The 16,245-nt window shown below is 53.2% G+C and carries 13 protein-coding genes and 1 tRNA gene; 6 read left to right on the top strand and 8 right to left on the bottom strand.

Annotated features, from left to right (window positions below; translation table 11 throughout):
• The first annotated feature begins 71 nt into the window (after positions 1-71).
• The 4 genes from HMPREF2796_RS07775 to HMPREF2796_RS07760 all read left to right on the top strand — a co-directional run bounded on the left by HMPREF2796_RS07775 (position 72) and on the right by HMPREF2796_RS07760 (position 2,734).
• Positions 72-1,811: a M61 family metallopeptidase gene (locus HMPREF2796_RS07775; protein ID WP_070632644.1), complete on the top strand. Its 1,740-nt coding sequence runs from the start codon at positions 72-74 to the stop codon at positions 1,809-1,811.
• A 195-nt stretch (positions 1,812-2,006) separates the two neighbouring features.
• Complete coding sequence (locus tag HMPREF2796_RS07770) at positions 2,007-2,309, top strand: integration host factor subunit alpha (RefSeq protein ID WP_003822587.1); 303 nt, start codon at positions 2,007-2,009, stop codon at positions 2,307-2,309.
• A complete protein-coding gene (locus tag HMPREF2796_RS07765; protein WP_070632641.1) occupies positions 2,293-2,637 on the top strand; it encodes a hypothetical protein in 345 nt (114 codons plus the stop codon). Before HMPREF2796_RS07770 ends, HMPREF2796_RS07765 begins: the two co-directional genes overlap by 17 nt.
• A 20-nt stretch (positions 2,638-2,657) precedes the next feature.
• Positions 2,658-2,734: transfer RNA gene (locus HMPREF2796_RS07760), tRNA-Pro, on the top strand.
• A gap of 2,580 nt (positions 2,735-5,314) precedes the next feature.
• Here the strand turns inward: HMPREF2796_RS07760 and HMPREF2796_RS07745 are convergent.
• The 7 genes from HMPREF2796_RS07745 to HMPREF2796_RS07715 form a co-directional block, all read right to left on the bottom strand.
• Positions 5,315-6,091 carry a ferredoxin--NADP reductase gene (locus HMPREF2796_RS07745; protein ID WP_064084861.1) on the bottom strand — a complete coding sequence of 259 codons (777 nt, stop codon included), beginning with the start codon at positions 6,089-6,091 and terminating at the stop codon, positions 5,315-5,317.
• Positions 6,092-6,341: 250 nt separating this feature from the next.
• Positions 6,342-6,857 carry a thermonuclease family protein gene (locus tag HMPREF2796_RS07740; RefSeq protein ID WP_246826844.1) on the bottom strand — a complete coding sequence of 172 codons (516 nt, stop codon included), beginning with the start codon at positions 6,855-6,857 and terminating at the stop codon, positions 6,342-6,344.
• A 157-nt stretch (positions 6,858-7,014) separates the two neighbouring features.
• Entirely contained in the window at positions 7,015-7,608 is a 594-nt protein-coding gene (rdgB, locus tag HMPREF2796_RS07735; protein ID WP_070632630.1) for an RdgB/HAM1 family non-canonical purine NTP pyrophosphatase, read from the bottom strand.
• Positions 7,605-7,877 (bottom strand): NGO_0222 family membrane protein, encoded by a 273-nt coding sequence (locus HMPREF2796_RS07730; RefSeq protein WP_070632627.1) that lies wholly within the window; start codon positions 7,875-7,877, stop codon positions 7,605-7,607. The genes rdgB and HMPREF2796_RS07730 overlap by 4 nt, the downstream gene beginning before the upstream one ends.
• A gap of 386 nt (positions 7,878-8,263) precedes the next feature.
• Positions 8,264-9,391: an outer membrane protein assembly factor BamC gene (bamC, locus tag HMPREF2796_RS07725; RefSeq protein ID WP_070541324.1), complete on the bottom strand. Its 1,128-nt coding sequence runs from the start codon at positions 9,389-9,391 to the stop codon at positions 8,264-8,266.
• Between the two features lie 42 nt (positions 9,392-9,433).
• Positions 9,434-10,309 carry a 4-hydroxy-tetrahydrodipicolinate synthase gene (dapA, locus tag HMPREF2796_RS07720; protein ID WP_070632624.1) on the bottom strand — a complete coding sequence of 292 codons (876 nt, stop codon included), beginning with the start codon at positions 10,307-10,309 and terminating at the stop codon, positions 9,434-9,436.
• 476 nt (positions 10,310-10,785) lie between these two features.
• Positions 10,786-12,516 (bottom strand): ABC transporter ATP-binding protein/permease, encoded by a 1,731-nt coding sequence (locus HMPREF2796_RS07715; RefSeq protein WP_070632622.1) that lies wholly within the window; start codon positions 12,514-12,516, stop codon positions 10,786-10,788.
• A gap of 125 nt (positions 12,517-12,641) precedes the next feature.
• On the opposite strand from HMPREF2796_RS07715, the gene HMPREF2796_RS07710 reads away from it, so the two are divergent.
• Positions 12,642-12,887 carry a CsbD family protein gene (locus tag HMPREF2796_RS07710; protein ID WP_049258466.1) on the top strand — a complete coding sequence of 82 codons (246 nt, stop codon included), beginning with the start codon at positions 12,642-12,644 and terminating at the stop codon, positions 12,885-12,887.
• A 99-nt stretch (positions 12,888-12,986) separates the two neighbouring features.
• Here HMPREF2796_RS07710 and HMPREF2796_RS07705 read toward each other — a convergent pair whose 3' ends face one another.
• Positions 12,987-15,212, bottom strand: a complete 2,226-nt coding sequence (locus HMPREF2796_RS07705; protein WP_070632619.1) for a TonB-dependent siderophore receptor — start codon at positions 15,210-15,212, stop codon at positions 12,987-12,989.
• 324 nt (positions 15,213-15,536) lie between these two features.
• On the opposite strand from HMPREF2796_RS07705, the gene HMPREF2796_RS07700 reads away from it, so the two are divergent.
• Entirely contained in the window at positions 15,537-16,043 is a 507-nt protein-coding gene (locus HMPREF2796_RS07700) for a disulfide bond formation protein B (RefSeq protein ID WP_003822573.1), read from the top strand.
• Positions 16,044-16,245: the final 202 nt, after the last annotated feature.

Raw genomic sequence — 16,245 nt, 5'->3', positions numbered from 1 at the left:
ATCTTTTCATTTTTCGCAAACTAGGCTACCTGAAAACACCATATCCCTTTCAATCAAAACAAAATAAACCAATGCCTCACTACACCATTACCCCACTACCCGAACAACATCTCTTCCGCGTTTGCCTGCGCTTCAGCCACCACGGCAGCCAACCTGTCCGCCTCAGCCTGCCCAACTGGGTGCCCGGCAGCTATATGATCCGCGAGTTTGCCCGGCACATCGTCCGCATCGAAGCCAGCTGCAACGGCCAAGCCGCCAACTTACAAGCCCTGAGCAAAAACATCTGGCAGGCCGAAGAAAATACACCCGGCGACTGGCTCATCGAATACGACGTTTATGCCTTCGACCTTTCCGTGCGCGGCTGCTATTTAGACGGCGAACGCGCCTTCTTCGACGGCGCCGCCCTGTTTTTTCAGGTAGCCTCACTCAGCGAAGAGCCGCACCAAGTCAAACTCCGTTTCCCCGGCCAATGGCAAACTGCCACCGCCCTGCCCAAATTGGATAAGCACCTCTACCAGGCAGACAACTACCGCCACCTCATCGACTGCCCGCTGGAAGCCGGCACCCTTGAAATTCTCGAATTCACCGCCGAAGGCATTCCGCACCGCATCATCCTCAGCGGCCACTACCCCGAGTTCGATCGCCAACGCCTGCTGGCCGACACCCAAGCTATCTGCACCGCCCAACTCCAATTCTTCCCCAACCCCGCCCCCTTTGCGCACTACACCTTCCTGCTGCACCTGGGCGACCACGTCTACGGTGGCCTCGAGCACACATCATCCACCGCCCTGCTCGCCGACCGCAGCTGGCTACCTGAAAACAACCTTGCCGAAGCCTCCGACAACTACACCCAGCTGCTCGGCCTGATTTCCCACGAATACTTCCACGCCTGGAACGTCAAATCCATCAAACCCGCCGCCCTCGCCCAATCCGATCTCAACCAAGAGGCCTACACCGAACTTTTATGGGCATTCGAAGGCATCACCTCCTATTATGACGACCTATTCCTCGTACGCAGCGGCCGCATCAGCCCTATCGCCTATCTCGAAATATTGGCCAAAACCATCACCCGAGTGCACCGCAACCCCGGCCACCACCGGCAAACCCTCGCCCAATCCAGCTTCCACGCCTGGGACAAATACTACAAACAAAACGAAAACAGCCCCAACGCCATCACCAGCTACTACCAGCAAGGCGCCCTCGCCGCCCTCTGCCTCGACCTCTACATCCGTCAACAAAGCCGGCACAGCCTCGACAGCATCATGCAAGCCCTCTATCAAGACTGGCTGACCAGAAAACAACCGTTGCATGAAACCGAATGGGAAAGGCTTGCCCAAGCCATCACCGGCCTCGACTTGCGCAGCCTGTTCAACCAACTCATCCGCAGCACCCGGCCACTGCCGCTCGAAACCGCCCTCGCCCACGCCGGCCTCCGCCTGCACTGGCTGCCCCTGCCGCCATCGCACAACGGCGGCTGCGACCCATTGCCAGCTGTTCCGCCTGCTAACGACTTCGGCGCCCGCTTCCAGCAAAACGGCAGCGACATCACCCTCAGCCACGTACTCAACGGCGGCAGCGCCGAACAAGCCGGCCTCGCCCCCGGCGACCGCATCGTCGCCATCAACGGCTATGCCGCCAACAACTTTGCCACCCAATGGCAGCAACAAAAAACCGGCAGCCAAACCGAGCTACACTACTTCCGGCACGGCGTATTGCACCACACTAGCGCCACCGTACAGCCCGCCGAAGCCAATACCGCCTGGATCACCATCGAAAATCCGGCTGCACTGCAAGCCTGGCTGCAAATATAAAGCATAGCCATTTTTCAGGTAGCCTGCGTGCTATAGAAGCTCACAGCGAAACCAACCGTGGATAGGCATAATGCGCAGATTGCCACACAATCTGCCGCCCTGCTCTACAGATTTTGCCATATACCCCAGCATTCGCTTGATTTCTAAAAAGTAATTAGCGATAATCCGCAGCTTAGCAACTCAGAGGTAAACCCAATGACACTCACCAAAGCAGAATTAGCCGATATTCTGGTAGAAAAAGTCAGCAATATCAGCAAGAACGATGCAAAAGAAATCGTTGAACTGTTCTTCGAAGAAATTCGCGCCACTTTAGAACGCGGCGAAGAAATCAAAATTTCCGGCTTCGGCAACTTCCAACTGCGTGACAAACCGCAGCGCCCCGGCCGCAACCCCAAAACCGGCAAAGAAGTGCCGATTACCGCCCGTCGGGTGGTAACCTTCCACGCCAGCCAAAAACTTAAAGGCATGGTGGAACACCACTATGGCAAACAAAACTGAACGCGCCCTGCCGCCCATTCCGGTTAAACGCTATTTCAGCCTGGAAGAATTGTGTTATCTGGCCGACATCCAGCCCGAACAATTCTTCCAATGGCAGCAAGATATCGGCGTAGTGATCGGTCACGGCGGCAACCAATACACCCGGCAAGATGTGGTGAAAATCCGCAAATTAAGCGGCAGCTTCCCCACCTACATTGACCGTTTCAACCTAAACGGCCACGACAGCCTAAACCGCCCCGCGGCCACCGCTGAAGAAGTTCGGCAGGATTTGCAGGTTGTTTTAGAAAAAATCGAAGCAGCCCTTGCCAAGCCGCAAAAAACAGCTTAGAATTGCTTTCTTTTGGAAGTCGGAGTGTGGCGCAGTCTGGTAGCGCACTTGCATGGGGTGCAAGGGGTCGAAGGTTCGAATCCTTTCACTCCGACCAATTTGGATACGCAAAAACAGTCAGTTACGCTGGCTGTTTTTTCTTTTGTATCGCTTGGTTTTCAACTGGTGCCACACTGGTGCCAAAGTGGGACGCGTTATCAGCGAATTTTTTCAGATGTTCAACGTTCAAGTGAGCATATTTTTGTACCATCTCCATGCTCGACCAGCTACCTAATTTCTTTAGCTAGTAGAATAGGTATATCTGAAATCACATGGTTGCTTAAGAGCGAGTACTAACTATGAGCAACCTCTTACGTTCTACTGATGACTGCTCAAAGTATGCGGCTGGAGCTCGTGAAGGAAAGTTGAAGAGTGAGCAAACCAAGACGTAGGGGGACGTAAATTGCTCTCCCAACTCCGCTCCCCCCTACTCTTTCCGATGCTGAGTTCCGCAAAAAGGTGCTGGAACTGCTTAACAATTAACGTCCCGGCGCATATAATTAACCCCGTCTTAACATTTCTGACGGGGTTAATTATCTATGAAGCGTCGTCTGCCTTCTACTCTCCATTTTCTTTAGCTGATGGCCCCAAACACGTTTGCGAAGGTTTGCTGCGGACGTTTACTATGGTTGGAGGTCTTGAACGCCGTTGCCATCTACCCGACGCATATAGCCTTAATGTACTGTCTGTTTACCACACAAAGAGTTGTGACGATTTTTTGAATGATTCGGAGCGGGAGGCTGTTATGAAGTCAGAGACCGAGAGACTTTTCGCATTTTACGGTTCAGAGACGATGAGTGCTGAGTCACCTTTCTTTCTTTCCCCACAGGCTTGCAGTATGGTTAGAGATATAGAGAGACACTCCTTAATTGGTGGGGTGCAATAGGAGTACATTGAGATGAAATATATTTTCATATTATGTATTACGTTGCTTTTGGTTTCTCCTGTTGAGGCGGAGGGTACTAGGAGCGAATGTGCCCAACAGTTGCGAAATATGGTTTTCCATTTCCGGCTGGAGAAGCATTGCCAAAACCCCAGTCATGAGAGTGGTGTGGCAAGGGAAGTTTATCGAACTAATGGTTGTAACCGGGTAATCTCCAAAAACGAGGAAGAGGCAATTCTGGAACAGACCCTTTCTGCTTTTTCAAGGAAGTATGGTATGCGTCTGGACGATGGCACCACGATGGACCTAAATCCACAAACCTGCCAAGTAGCGAGAGATATGCTCGCCTACCCTTGGACTTGGGTATTAAGTGACGGAGCCCGAAGATGAAGCGCTTTTTAACCCTTCTCCTTCTGCTGGCTTCCACTCTAACTCTTGCTGCCCCCATCTCTTTAGGTACTTACGAGAAAGATAACCAAAGAGCTGTACTAACTAAGTGGGAACAGCAAGGTGGGGAATACCGATTGCAACTTACGGACCCATTGGGGAGAGATACGGAGACGTATTCGGCTGTGAGCCCTGCAAACTTACCTGTCGGGAGTTCTCAGATACTTTTTTCACCTTTCTTTAGTGAGCACGACGAGGAGCCCAACCGGAACCCTTGTCGTTTGTATGTGGATTTCCCCACGGCGGATACTTTGAAAATCACACCGGACAATCGGTGTTCTGTGTCGCAGCACCAGAGCTACACTGGCACGTTTAAAACCCCGGCACCGGAGTGGTTGGTTCCCCCACAGTTCCACGGGTACTGGGGTAAGACTTCACGTTGCCAAGAGACCCACGAGGACGTGTATGCTGCCATAGATGCTAATGGGTTTACGCATGATGTGGACTATGGGATGGCAGTTATTACACGCTCCCAACTATTGCCGGACGGTACCTTTTTGGCTTGGGGTGTCGAAACTTATGAAGGAATAGCGACTCCCTCCTTTATGCAGATGAGGCTGCTGCCTAATGGGCGGTTGCAAATCTTTGGCAACCACCATACTGCAGGTTTTGATGCGGAACTTGTGCGTTGCAAGTTATCAGAACCCTCCCCATGAAGAACTTACCGCAAACTCCGTGAACGCCAGCGACACCTGATGACATATCGTGGGCGCTGGTTGTACCAGATTCCAGTTGCCTCAATAAACCCGGAGCCGTATTTTCTGGTTTCTCCTGCTTGGAACCTTTCTTATAACCCCATAACAAAACACCCCCAATTCAGGAGGTGTTTTCTTTTAGAGCATCGCCGAGACCCAGAACACGCGTCCGACGACTTCAATTTCTTCGACCAGGAGGTAGATGTCCAGGTACTCAGGGTTGTAGCTGTGCAGCCAGATTTAAGTCTCTCTTACTTTGAAATACTGCTGGACCAAAACCATGCCGAAAAATCAAACGAGAGCTGATCTATCTCTGTACGCCCCAGTCCAGCATATACGCATCACCGCCAACTTAATCACACACGTCGAATTTACAGCACTACTCTACCTGTTTTAAATTCCATATTGGAATAAGATAGAATCAATGGTTATATTACCGATGTACCAGAAAACAATATTGTCCCTGCATTTTCTGGGAGCAAACAGCGATTAAAGGAGCGATTTGTTTGATAGCTGAATCCTACTCTCATCGCAAAGCAGCAAAGCCATTCCACACCAAAAAGGCTACCTGAAACTTCAGGTAGCCTTTTTCTGCATATCAAACAGTTAAACCTTATTGGTCCACAAACGCGCGTTCAATCAAATAATCGCCGCGCTGCCCCATTTTGGGCGACACGGTTAAGCCGAAGCTGTTGAGCACATCGCTGGTATCTTTGAGCATGGCCGGGCTGCCGCACAACATGGCGCGGTCGTCTTGCGGATTAATCGGCGGCAGGCCGATATCCTCGAACAGTTTGCCGCTCCGCATCAAATCGGTAAGACGGCCTTGGTGTTCGAACTCCTCTCTGGAAACAATGGGGTAGTAAATCAGTTTCTCGCGAATCATTTCGCCCAGGTATTCATGGTTAGGCAGCTCTTGGGTGAAGCGGTCGTAGTAGGCGAGGTCTTTTTTGTAGCGCACGCCATGCACGAGAATCACTTTTTCAAATTGCTCATACACTTCTGGATCTTTGGTGATGCTCAAGAACGGCGCGATACCGGTACCGGTTGAGAGCAGATAGAGGTGTTTGCCGGGGTTTAAATCGCCACAAATCAGGGTGCCGGTGGGCTTTTTGCTGATAAGCACTTCGTCGCCGACCTTGAGGTGCTGCAGGCGGCTGGTAAGCGGACCATCCGGCACTTTAATACTGAAAAATTCGAGATGCTCTTCCCAGTTGGCTGAAGCCACGCTGTAGGCGCGCATCAGAGGTTTGCCGTCCACCATCAAACCGACCATGACGAATTGGCCGTTTTCAAAACGCAGGCTGTCGTCGCGGGTGCAGGTGAAGGTGAAATAGGCGTCGGTCCAGTGGTGTACGGACAGGACTTTTTGTGTGTTGAAGGCTGCCATATTGTCTTTCTGAATAAAGTGAACCCGCACGGTGGCGGAAAAATTTGCGAATTATAGCATTGTGTTGGCAGGGATAGGAGTTTTATTGCGAACGATTTTAATTAAGCAACTATCTAGTTTTGGCCAAACCCATCCCTTTCATTTTTTACTTTGCTGCAACCTCGTTTTAGCTTCGTTGAGGCTTACGCTTTAGCGAAACTCACTGCGTTCGTTTTAGCGAAACTCACTACGTTCTTTTTCAGGTAGCCTTTCAATGCCGATACTGTTGTGGCTGTTGGTAACGAAACCGCCAAGGCGCCTGCGGAGCAGCTTGCCGCCACAAGCCAAGCCGATGGTTTTTGGCTTGAGCTTCAGCTTCGGCATAGGCGGCATATTCGGCCTCGCTCTGCCATTCGCGAGCGTAGCGGCGGTAGTGCCAGGCACAACCATCAGCCACCAGCTGCTGGTTGATGTCATGGCCGTTCAGGCGAATTTGTGCCACTTTGCGACCGTAGCGGTCGGTATCTACGATTGCGGCCTGCACTCGCCGATGCAGCACTCGTTCGGCCAAACGGTCGCGGCAGGCTTTACCCTGGGCTTGCTCCAGTTCCGGCGCATCGATGCCGGCAAGGCGGATTTTATGTCGGTAGCCAGAGCCATCTTGCAGATGCAGCGTATCACCGTCCCACACGCGCACCACTTCACCGTTGATGGTGTTGCTCCGGGCCGATTCGGCACTGGCAGGCAAGGTAGAACAGGCGGCCAGCAGCATGGCACAGCCAATCATACCGATTTTGGCAGAATTTGCTTCGCTCGTTTTAGCTCCACAGAAACTCACTGCCTTCGTTTTAGCGAAACTCACAGCGTTTGTTTTAGCGAAACTCACTACGTTCGTTTTCAGGTAGCCTTTGGCCAGCGAAAGGGATAACTGACATTTCATCGCGTTAAAACCCGGCACGTATTTTTGCGGCCAGTTGCCGCAAAGCTTGGGCACGGTGGCTGAGTTGGTTTTTGGTGTCCGGCGCGAGCTGGGCAGCGGTTTGCTGCAAATCGGGCAGGTAGAAATGCGGGTCGTAACCAAAGCCGTTGCTCCCGGCCGCCTGTTCCTGCCATTGCCCGTGCCATACACCTTCGGCAATCAGCGGCTGCGGATCATCAGCGTGGCGCACCAAAACCAGCACGCAAACGTAATACACGGCACGGTTGGCCTGCATCGCTAAATCGGCGCTTAGTTTGGCATTGTTGGCTGCATCAGAACGCGGTTCCGCTCCGGCATAGCGTGCGGAGAGCACCCCCGGCGCGCCGTTTAGGGCGGGGGCGCAAATGCCGCTATCGTCGGCCAGCGCGGGCAGGCCGCTATGTCGGCTGGCATGTCGCGCCTTGGCCAGCGCGTTTTCCACAAAACTCACATGTGGCTCCGGGCATTCGGGCACGGCAAAATCCGACTGTGGCCGCACCTTCCAGCCAAGATCGGCAAACAGAGCATTGAATTCACGCAATTTCCCAGCATTGCCGCTGGCTAATACCAATTCTTTCACGAAACCTCCTTGTCGACCGCTTGAGCTTCGCTTTCCGGCAGCTGAGAAGTAGCCTGCTGCATTTGTTGGGCGGCAATCAGCTGCTTTTCGCGCAAAAACTTGGCTAGCGACGCCATCTGCCCGGCTACACACAAAAAGGCGGCCAGGAAGCAAGCCACGGCAGCAATGGAGTGCTTCAGAATAAACAAAACATTGCCGGCAAGCAGCAACAGAATAAACAAGATGGTGAATAGAGCGGTAAGTTTCAGGTAGCGTCTGGTTTTATTCATAGTGATATGAGTGATAAGAAGCTAGGGAGGAGTGCCTAAAATATTGGAAGTTCTATAGATAAAAAGGGAATACAAACTATCGCTTACATTCAAACAATATTAAAGTTTTGAGATACCTGCTAAGGCGTGTATGCCACCAACAGGGTAAACAGCGGGCAACACGAACGTTTCGGCTATGTTTAGTTAATTTTCGGTTACGGAGCACAACCAAACTGATCGTCCTACTCTAACTCCGCTGACTCTTATATTTTCAGGTAGCCTAATTGCACACGATAAGGCTACCTGAAATATCATTTTGCTAGCGGCTTCTTTTCCCTACCTGCCTTAACCAATAAGCACAGAAGCAGCCTTTAATCTGCATTAAAGGCTGCTTTCTCATTGTGTTATTAGCGTAGCTCGTTATACAGGCGGCTCAGCCAGGTTTGTGCATCTGCGCCTTGGTAAGGGCTGCCATCTTTGTTAGACAACACTAATTGGCTGGCATTGTTGCCCCGCGGCTGTACGGTCACTACAAATTCGGGCCGTGCCTGCGGCTCAGCAGGTTTGCTGCTGCGGCCAAACAGACGACCGAAGAAACCGGGTTGCTCAGTACGCACGGCTTCGCCTTCGGCAGGAGCTACCTGAACCAAATAGGCTTGGCGCTGGGTGTTTTGGGCAGTAACACTCAGACCAATACGGTCAAGCGCGAGGCCGACGCGGCGCCAATTACGGGCTTGGTCGCCACGCAAAATCAGATGGCCGTTTTCCAATGTGGCTAAATCTCCACTGCGCGGAGCGGCAGATTGCTGCTGTTTCAGCGCCTGTTCAATCTGCTGTTCATCCGCACCCAAATACTGCATGAAACGGCCAAGCAAGGCGGCTTCCAAAGCGGTATCACGCTGCGAGGGCTGCCACATGGTGGTGTCTTTGTTGCGGTCGGCGTAGGTTTCCTTCATGCCACGATGGGTGAAGAATACATCGGTACCACCTTTGCTGTTGCGCTCGAGGCGGATGGTAAATTTGTCGCGCTCGCCGGTGGAATATACACCGCCCAGGCCAACGCGTTCAAACAGGCGGCGCAGGCCGTCTTGCGGCAGTTTGGCGCGGTTTTCCGCCCAATCGGTTTCCATCAGACCGATACCCGGCTCTTCACGGGCAATCACGAAGCCCTGCTCTTGCCAGAAAGCGTGCAAGAGTGGCCACACTTCGGCCGGGTTTTTGTTGGCAATGTTCAGCCAACGCTCACCACCTTCTCGCTGCATGGTGATGTTTTTCACCTCAGCCAACACCGGCGAACCCGCTTTATTGGCAGCAGCCTGCTGGCTGCGGGCAACATCGCTGGCTCGCACCGATCCGCCGGCTGGCAGGTTATATACATTGCCTTGCGAAGGGTTGTCTAAATCGGGCGGCACTTCCAAGCTCACCACTTTGCGGTTTTCAGTTTGGTAGTCCAGCTTGGGCGTTTCGGTTTTAGTAGCGCAACCAGCCACCAGGCTGGCCATCAACAAGGCGGCGGGCAGTTTGAATACGTTCATGCAGCTATGTCCTTCAAGGTTGAAACTTGTAATTAAATCCAATTAAATCAGTTGCAGTTTTTGCAATGCAGCGCTCACTCGTGCCTGACCAGTTTCGCTCAGGCTGACCATCGGCAGGCGTACAGCACGGCTGCACAAGCCCAGTTTTTCCAGCGCCCATTTCGGCGCGGCCGGGCTGGGCTCGCAAAACATTTCTTGATACAGCGGCACCAGTTTGGCGTTCAGCGCACGAGCTTCAGCCAGATTACCGGCCAATGCGGCACGGCACATATCGGCAAACAGCTTGGGCGCCACATTACCGGCTACAGTAATCACACCGTGTGCGCCGCACAGCATGGCAGCCATGCCGGTGGGGTCATCGCCGGAATAGATGGCAAAATCTTCGGGCACGCGGTTAATCAGATCCACCATGCGGCCAATGTCGCCACTGGCTTCTTTGATGCCGATGATGTTGGGGATTTCGGCCAGGCGCAACACGGTATCGTTGTTCATGTTGACCACAGTGCGGCCGGGCACGTTGTACACAATCATCGGAATATCCGCCGCTTCGGCAATAGCAGCGAAGTGGCGGTAGATGCCTTCCTGCGGCGGTTTGTTGTAGTACGGCACCACAGACAGCGTGGCATACGCGCCGGAGCCAACTACCGCACGAGACAGCTCGATGGCTTCGCTGGTGCTGTTCACACCGGTACCGGCAATCACCGGAATGCGGCCGTCGGCAAAGCGGATGGCTGCCTCGATCACTTCAATCTTTTCCGGCACGCTGAGCGTGGTGCTCTCGCCGGTGGTACCAACGGCGACAATGGCATCGGTGCCGTTGGCAACATGCCAATCAATCAGGCGTTGGAATTGTTCGTAGTGGACACTGCCATCTTCACGCATCGGAGTGATGATGGCGACAAGACTACCGGTTAGCATGGCTCAACCTTTATTTGGAGGGTGGTCGAAAACGGGGCGATTGTAGCCTATTTTGCCGGCTTGTGCGAAATATTGCATAGATTAAAACTTGCTTGCCGGAATTATCTCCCAAGTGCCGGCAATATGGATTTAGCAAACAAATTAAGCATAATAAACGAAGGTATTAACTGCTTTCAGGTAGCCTTTGCGGCATACAATAAGGCTACCTGAAAATATAGCCGAATAATTTTCAGCTAGCCTCCGATAGGCAGTCATCACAGAGAAAATTCGGGCAACCGACTATATTCTTGCTCTTAGTAAACCAGCAACCATTCGCTGGAAAGCTAGCCAGAAGCAAGATTCCAACTCGGTTACAACAGGCGTAATAGTAGAGCTCTCCGGACTTTAAAAAAGAAATCGGCAAAACCAAATATCGTTACAACAATGCCGAACCACAGCAATAGAAAGGCTACCTGGAATTTCAGGTAGCTTTTGTTTCAAACTGTGCCCTCTGCCTCGCAAACCACCATTTCCCCTGTCATAAATCCTGCCAAATCTACCCTCCGATCAAACAGCTCCTGAATCCGTGCCTGATGGCTGATACCGATGCACAAGGCATCTGGCAGGGCTTGTCGCAATATTCGCATCAATTCGGCGGCGGAAGTATCGTCCAGCTGGTTGGTGGCTTCATCCAGAAATAATACGTCGGGGCGATGCAGCAAGGCTCGGGCAAGGCTGAGGCGCTGCTGTTCGCCGCCGGAGAGAATGTTGTGCCACTCGTGTTCGGCATCGGGATCGAGTGCGGCCAGACGCGGCAGGTCGGTTTGCTTCAATACTTGGGCGATGGCGGCGTTGTCGGGCACAACGGCGTATGGGTAGGCGAGCACGTTGCGCAGGCTGTCGTGCGGCAGGTAGGGGCATTGCGGCAGAAACAGGCTGCGGCCTTGGATGGTGAAACGGCCTTGGTAATACGGCCACAGCCCGGCCAGCGTGCGCAGCAGGGTGGATTTGCCGATGCCGCTTCTGCCTTCGAGCAGCAGCCATTCGGGGGCGCGGGCGAAGAACGAGAGGCCTTGCAACAGGGTACGGCCGTCTGCGGTGCGGAGGGTAAGGCTGTCTGCTTTGAGTGCGGCGGTTTGGCCGGATTTACCGTCGCCATCATGTGCGGGCTGCTTTTGCAGCACGTCGTCCAGCGCGCTCAGGGCTACCTGAAAACCGTCCAGACGTTCCACCACGGATGCCCATTCGATGATGCGTTTGTAGTAATCCATAAACCAGCCGAAGCCGTCCTGCACGTTGGAAAACGCGCTGCGTGCCTTCATCATGTCGCCGAAAGTGAGGGTATGCGCCAGATACATGGGCAGGGTGGCGATAATGGGAATAAACATGGAGAGGCGCAGATAGGCGGCGGAAAAGGTTTCCAGGCGCAGTTCGCGGCCGATGAGCTCGCGCCAGTTGCGGCGTACGGCTTCAAAGCGGCGGTTCAGGCGGCTTTGTTCGGCAGCTTCGCCGCGATACAGGGCAATTTGCTCGGCATGGTCGCGCACGCGCAAGAGGGTGGTGCGGTAGTCGGCTTCGCGGTGCTGGCGTTCCACGTTGAGCGGCTGGAGCCTGCGGCCGATCAGATGAGTAAGCAGCGTGCAGGCTGCCGAATAGGCCAGCGCCACCCACACCAGATAGCCGTGCACGGTGATGTTTTGCTCGAAGATTTTGAAGGTTTGCACACCGGATAGCTGCCATAAAATCACCACGAATGCGCCGAGTTTTGCAGCGTTCATGATGAAATATTTGAACAAATCGATGCTTTTTTCCGAGAGCAGGAAGATGTCTTCGGCAATGCGCTGGTCAGGATTGTCCGGCCCGTCGCCGTGTTGCAGTTGCAGGCGGTAGTGGCGGCTGCGGCCAAGCCATTGCCGCTGAAACTGCTGCGTAAGGTGGCTGCGCCAGCGGAACAGCAGGATTTTGCGCAACCAGTTGCCGAAGGCGACCAAGGCGGTCACCAAGGTGATATACAGCAGATATTCGCCAACCAGTGCGGGCATGGCAGCGCTGTCGAAGGCGGCGAGCGCATCGTAAAATGTTTTGTTCCAATCGGTAATCAGCACACTAACGCGCACGATGGCGAGCGAACAGCCGACCACGGCAGCCAAAAGCAGCCATTCGCGCCATTGGCTTTTGGCAAACCAAAACGGGGCGGCAAGACGGAGGAAACGGCGGAGGGTTTTCACGAGGCTACCTGAAAATGGGATATGGATAATATTGGATGGTAAAGCAAGGTTAATCGGTTTTACTTTCAAAGCAAAAAAGGTTTATAGTTTCAACCCTTAATAGCACACAACCAAGGAGTATTTTTATGAGCAATTTCGACGATATCGTAGGCAAAGTGAAAAAAGAAGTGGGCGATGCCATCGGCAGCAGCAAACTGCAAGCCGAAGGCCTGATTCAAGAAGGCGTTGGCAAAGCTAAAGAAGCCATTGCCGACGTGGAAAAACAAGCGGCCGATGTGCTGGAAAAAGGCAAAAAATCCGCTGAAGAGCTGATGAGCGAAGCCAAAGGCAAAGCCGAAGGCCTGATCAACGACATCAAAAGCAAGTTCTAACTGAGCAAACGGCACGGCAAACCGCCCTGCCCCACGCCGCCGAATAGAGGCTACCTGAAAATTTTCAGGTAGCCTTTTCTCTTTGCCCGCGCGGCGGGATTACAGCTTCCAATCGAATTTCAGCATGATGTTGCGCGGTTCGATCAGATAGTTGTTGATGCCGTTCTGCCGGGTTTTCTGGTTTTCATACACGCGCCGGTCGGTCAGGTTGCTGCCAATCAGGCTAAGCTTCAGGTTGTCGTTGAAGCTGTATTGCACATTGGCGTTAAACAGCGCATAACCGCCCTGCTTCACATTGGCCAGGCTGGAGGTTTCGCTTTGTGCCGTTACGCCGCCGCCAATCGTCCATTTGTTTGCCGCACCGGGCAGGCGGTAGCTGGTGTAGAGGCGGAACATATGGCGCGGCGTGTGTTTGCTGAAATTGGTACCCGCAGGAATCGCGCCGCGGTTTTCGGCATCCAGATATTTGCTGTTGTTCAGTGTGTAGCCTGCAAACAGCTGCCAATCGTCCGTCAGCTTGCCGGAAATTTCCATATCCACGCCGCGGCTGCGCACACGACCCACCGGCTCGTTATACCAGCGCGACATGATATTATCGTACACCTGCACGCTGCGGTTTTTCTGCTCGATGTCGAACAAGGCGACGGAAGCATTCAGCTTGCCTTCATACCATTCGCCCTTCCAGCCGATTTCGTAGTTACTGCCCAATACCGGCGGCAGATAACGATCATAACGGTCTTTGCTGCCGTTGGGCTTGAAGATGCTGGTGTAGCTGGCGTATATGCTGTGATGCGGCGTGATGTCGTAAGTGATGCCGAAATACGGGATAAAACGATGGTGGTTGCGCTCGGTAACACTATCCGGGTCATTATCAACCGCGCCGCCGGTGTAGTGATAGTCCACCACAGATTTGGTGGTCATATTGGTGTAGCGCGTGCCGGCCAAAATGTGCAGCTTTTCGGTGGGGTTGAAGCGCGTACCGGCCATTAAGGAATAACTGCGCTCGGTGTTGTCGTAGTCCCACAACATCCACGGAGTGCCAGCATACCAATCCGGCTCGGCCACTTCGTTGCCTCGGAAAGAAGACGGGTCGTAAGACCGAAGATGGCGGAACTGGCGGCGTTCACCACCGCCGCTTTTGTGGTTGTAGGTATAGCCGAAGAACACATCGTGTTCCTGCCCCAACAGGCGGTATTTGCCGTTCAGATTGGTTTTGATGGTGAACTGCTTTTCGTTGCGGTCATACCGGCCAAGCCAGCCGGAAGGCAGAACGCCGCCAGTTGTCCAGCCTGCATAAGAAGTGGCGCCGCTGTAAATGCCGCCGTTGCGTTTCAAAGAATGATTGTTGTTGTAATTGAGTGTCCCGGTCAGTTTCCAATCATCGGAAAAATAGTGCTCCAATTCAGTAAACAGATTGATTTTACGGGCTCTGTTACGACTCCAATCATAGCTGAGGAAGGTGTCGCGCGGCAGGTCGGAATCGCTGCCGTTCACGCCCATTGGCATACCCCAATCATCGGGGGTAGATATTTTGCGCTGATACAGCCCGCCCCAAGTGAGCTTGGTATTCTCGCCCAACTGTGCATCCATCACGCCGTATAAGGTAAATGTGTTGCCCGCCGCGCTGTCTTTGAAGCTGCTGTCCCTGCTTGCCACGCCCACCACTCGGCCGCGCAGGGTTTGCGATTTATTCATCGGCCCGGAAACATCAACGGTGGTACGGGCTGTGCCGAAACGGTTAAACAAAACATCGCCTTGTATTTGGCGCACTGAGGTCGGGCGTTTGCGCACGGCATTGACCGTACCGCCCGGCTCGCCGTTGGCTTGGGTAAGCCCCGTGGCGCCACGCACCACTTCGATATGGTCGTACACCGCCAAATCAGTAGCAGATTGTGCATCGTACATCGGGTTGGCTACTGCGCCGGGTACCACGCTGCTGATACCGTCTTCTTCAATCTGGTCGATAAAGAAACCACGCGACTGGAAGCGCGCCGTGCCGGTATCGCGGATAACATTGATGCCCGTCGTGGTTTTCAGCGCATCTTCCATGCTGGTGATGCCTTGGTCGCTCATCTGCCGTTTGGTAATCACACTCACCGACTGCGGCGTTTCCTTGGGCGACAGCGAAAGCCCCGTGGTGGTACGCATGGCGGAGGTGGTGTAGCTGTTTCGGTTTTCAGTGCGGGTACTGCGGTTGCGGGCGGTGATTTGGATACTTTCCAATTCGGCGCTGCCGCCTTCATTTTCGGCAGCATTATCGGCCCATGCGGGTGCGGTAGCAGCCAGCAGGGCGGCGATAAGGGTGGGTTTGAACGAGTGTTGCATGATTTCCCTTTGATAAAAAAAGTAAACATAGATAAATTTTCGAGGCGCGATTATAGTCTTTTACAAGATAATGCAAATGAATTTGATAATTTTTAACAACAATAGTGTGCAAATACCACATGCAACGCAAAGAGTTTGATGGTTGGCCGGATACTCCCCTCTTCGCCGTTGCCGGATAACAATGATGCAGCATCCTGAAAATGTGCACTTCAAAGCAGCGTATCGGATAAGCTTATTTTTCAGGTAGCCTTTGCCGTTTGGCGCTCTCCGACGGAGGGTTTATAATGTTATTCCTTAATTTTGCAAGCCAGATGAAAGCGGATCATGATTGGTTCTTATCGAAAAATCCTGTTGGGCATCTTTGCCGTGGCGGCGGTGTGTACGGCGATGTCGTTGTATATGCAGTATGGGCGGGGCATGGATCCGTGCGTGATGTGCATTATCCAGCGGGTGTCGATTATTTTCGTGGGGCTGCTTTCGCTGCTCTCTATGCTGTTGCCGCTGAAGCGCCGTTGGGCGCGGACGGTAGCGGCAATGCTGGTAAGCATTCCGGCGCTATGGGGCGGCTGGACGGCCATCAGCCAGCTGCATCTGCAAAGCCTGCCCCTGGAGCAGCAGCCTTCCTGCGGGGCACCATGGACTTTCCGTTTGCAGGGAGCGCCGCTGTTTGATTGGTATGAACCGATTATCCGCGGCTACGGCCAATGCGGCACAGTGGAATATTTCTTGAGTGTGCCGTTTGCCTGGTGGTCACTGCTGGCTTGTGCGTTTATCTTGCTCGGCCTGTGGGGCGGCTGGTGGGTGATGCGCCATCATGAAATAGCGGAATAGAAGTTTTCAGGTAGTCTGTTTCAACGTACGGGCTACCTGAAATTTTTTGGCTTGATTGCATGGAAGGTTGGCTGAACATTCCAGGCAGCCTTAATGCGTGCTAATCCAATTATTGGCCGGAATGCCGGCATTGCAATCCAATCTATGCAAGACTTGGTGACAAACATACTAAAAAGGCTACCTGAAAGATTTCAGGTAGCCT

The sequence above is a fragment of the Eikenella sp. HMSC071B05 genome, assembly GCF_001811325.1.
GTDB lineage: Bacteria > Pseudomonadota > Gammaproteobacteria > Burkholderiales > Neisseriaceae > Eikenella > Eikenella corrodens.
Note: the sequence above shows the minus strand (reverse complement) of the source record. Positions and strands in the feature narration are given on the sequence as shown.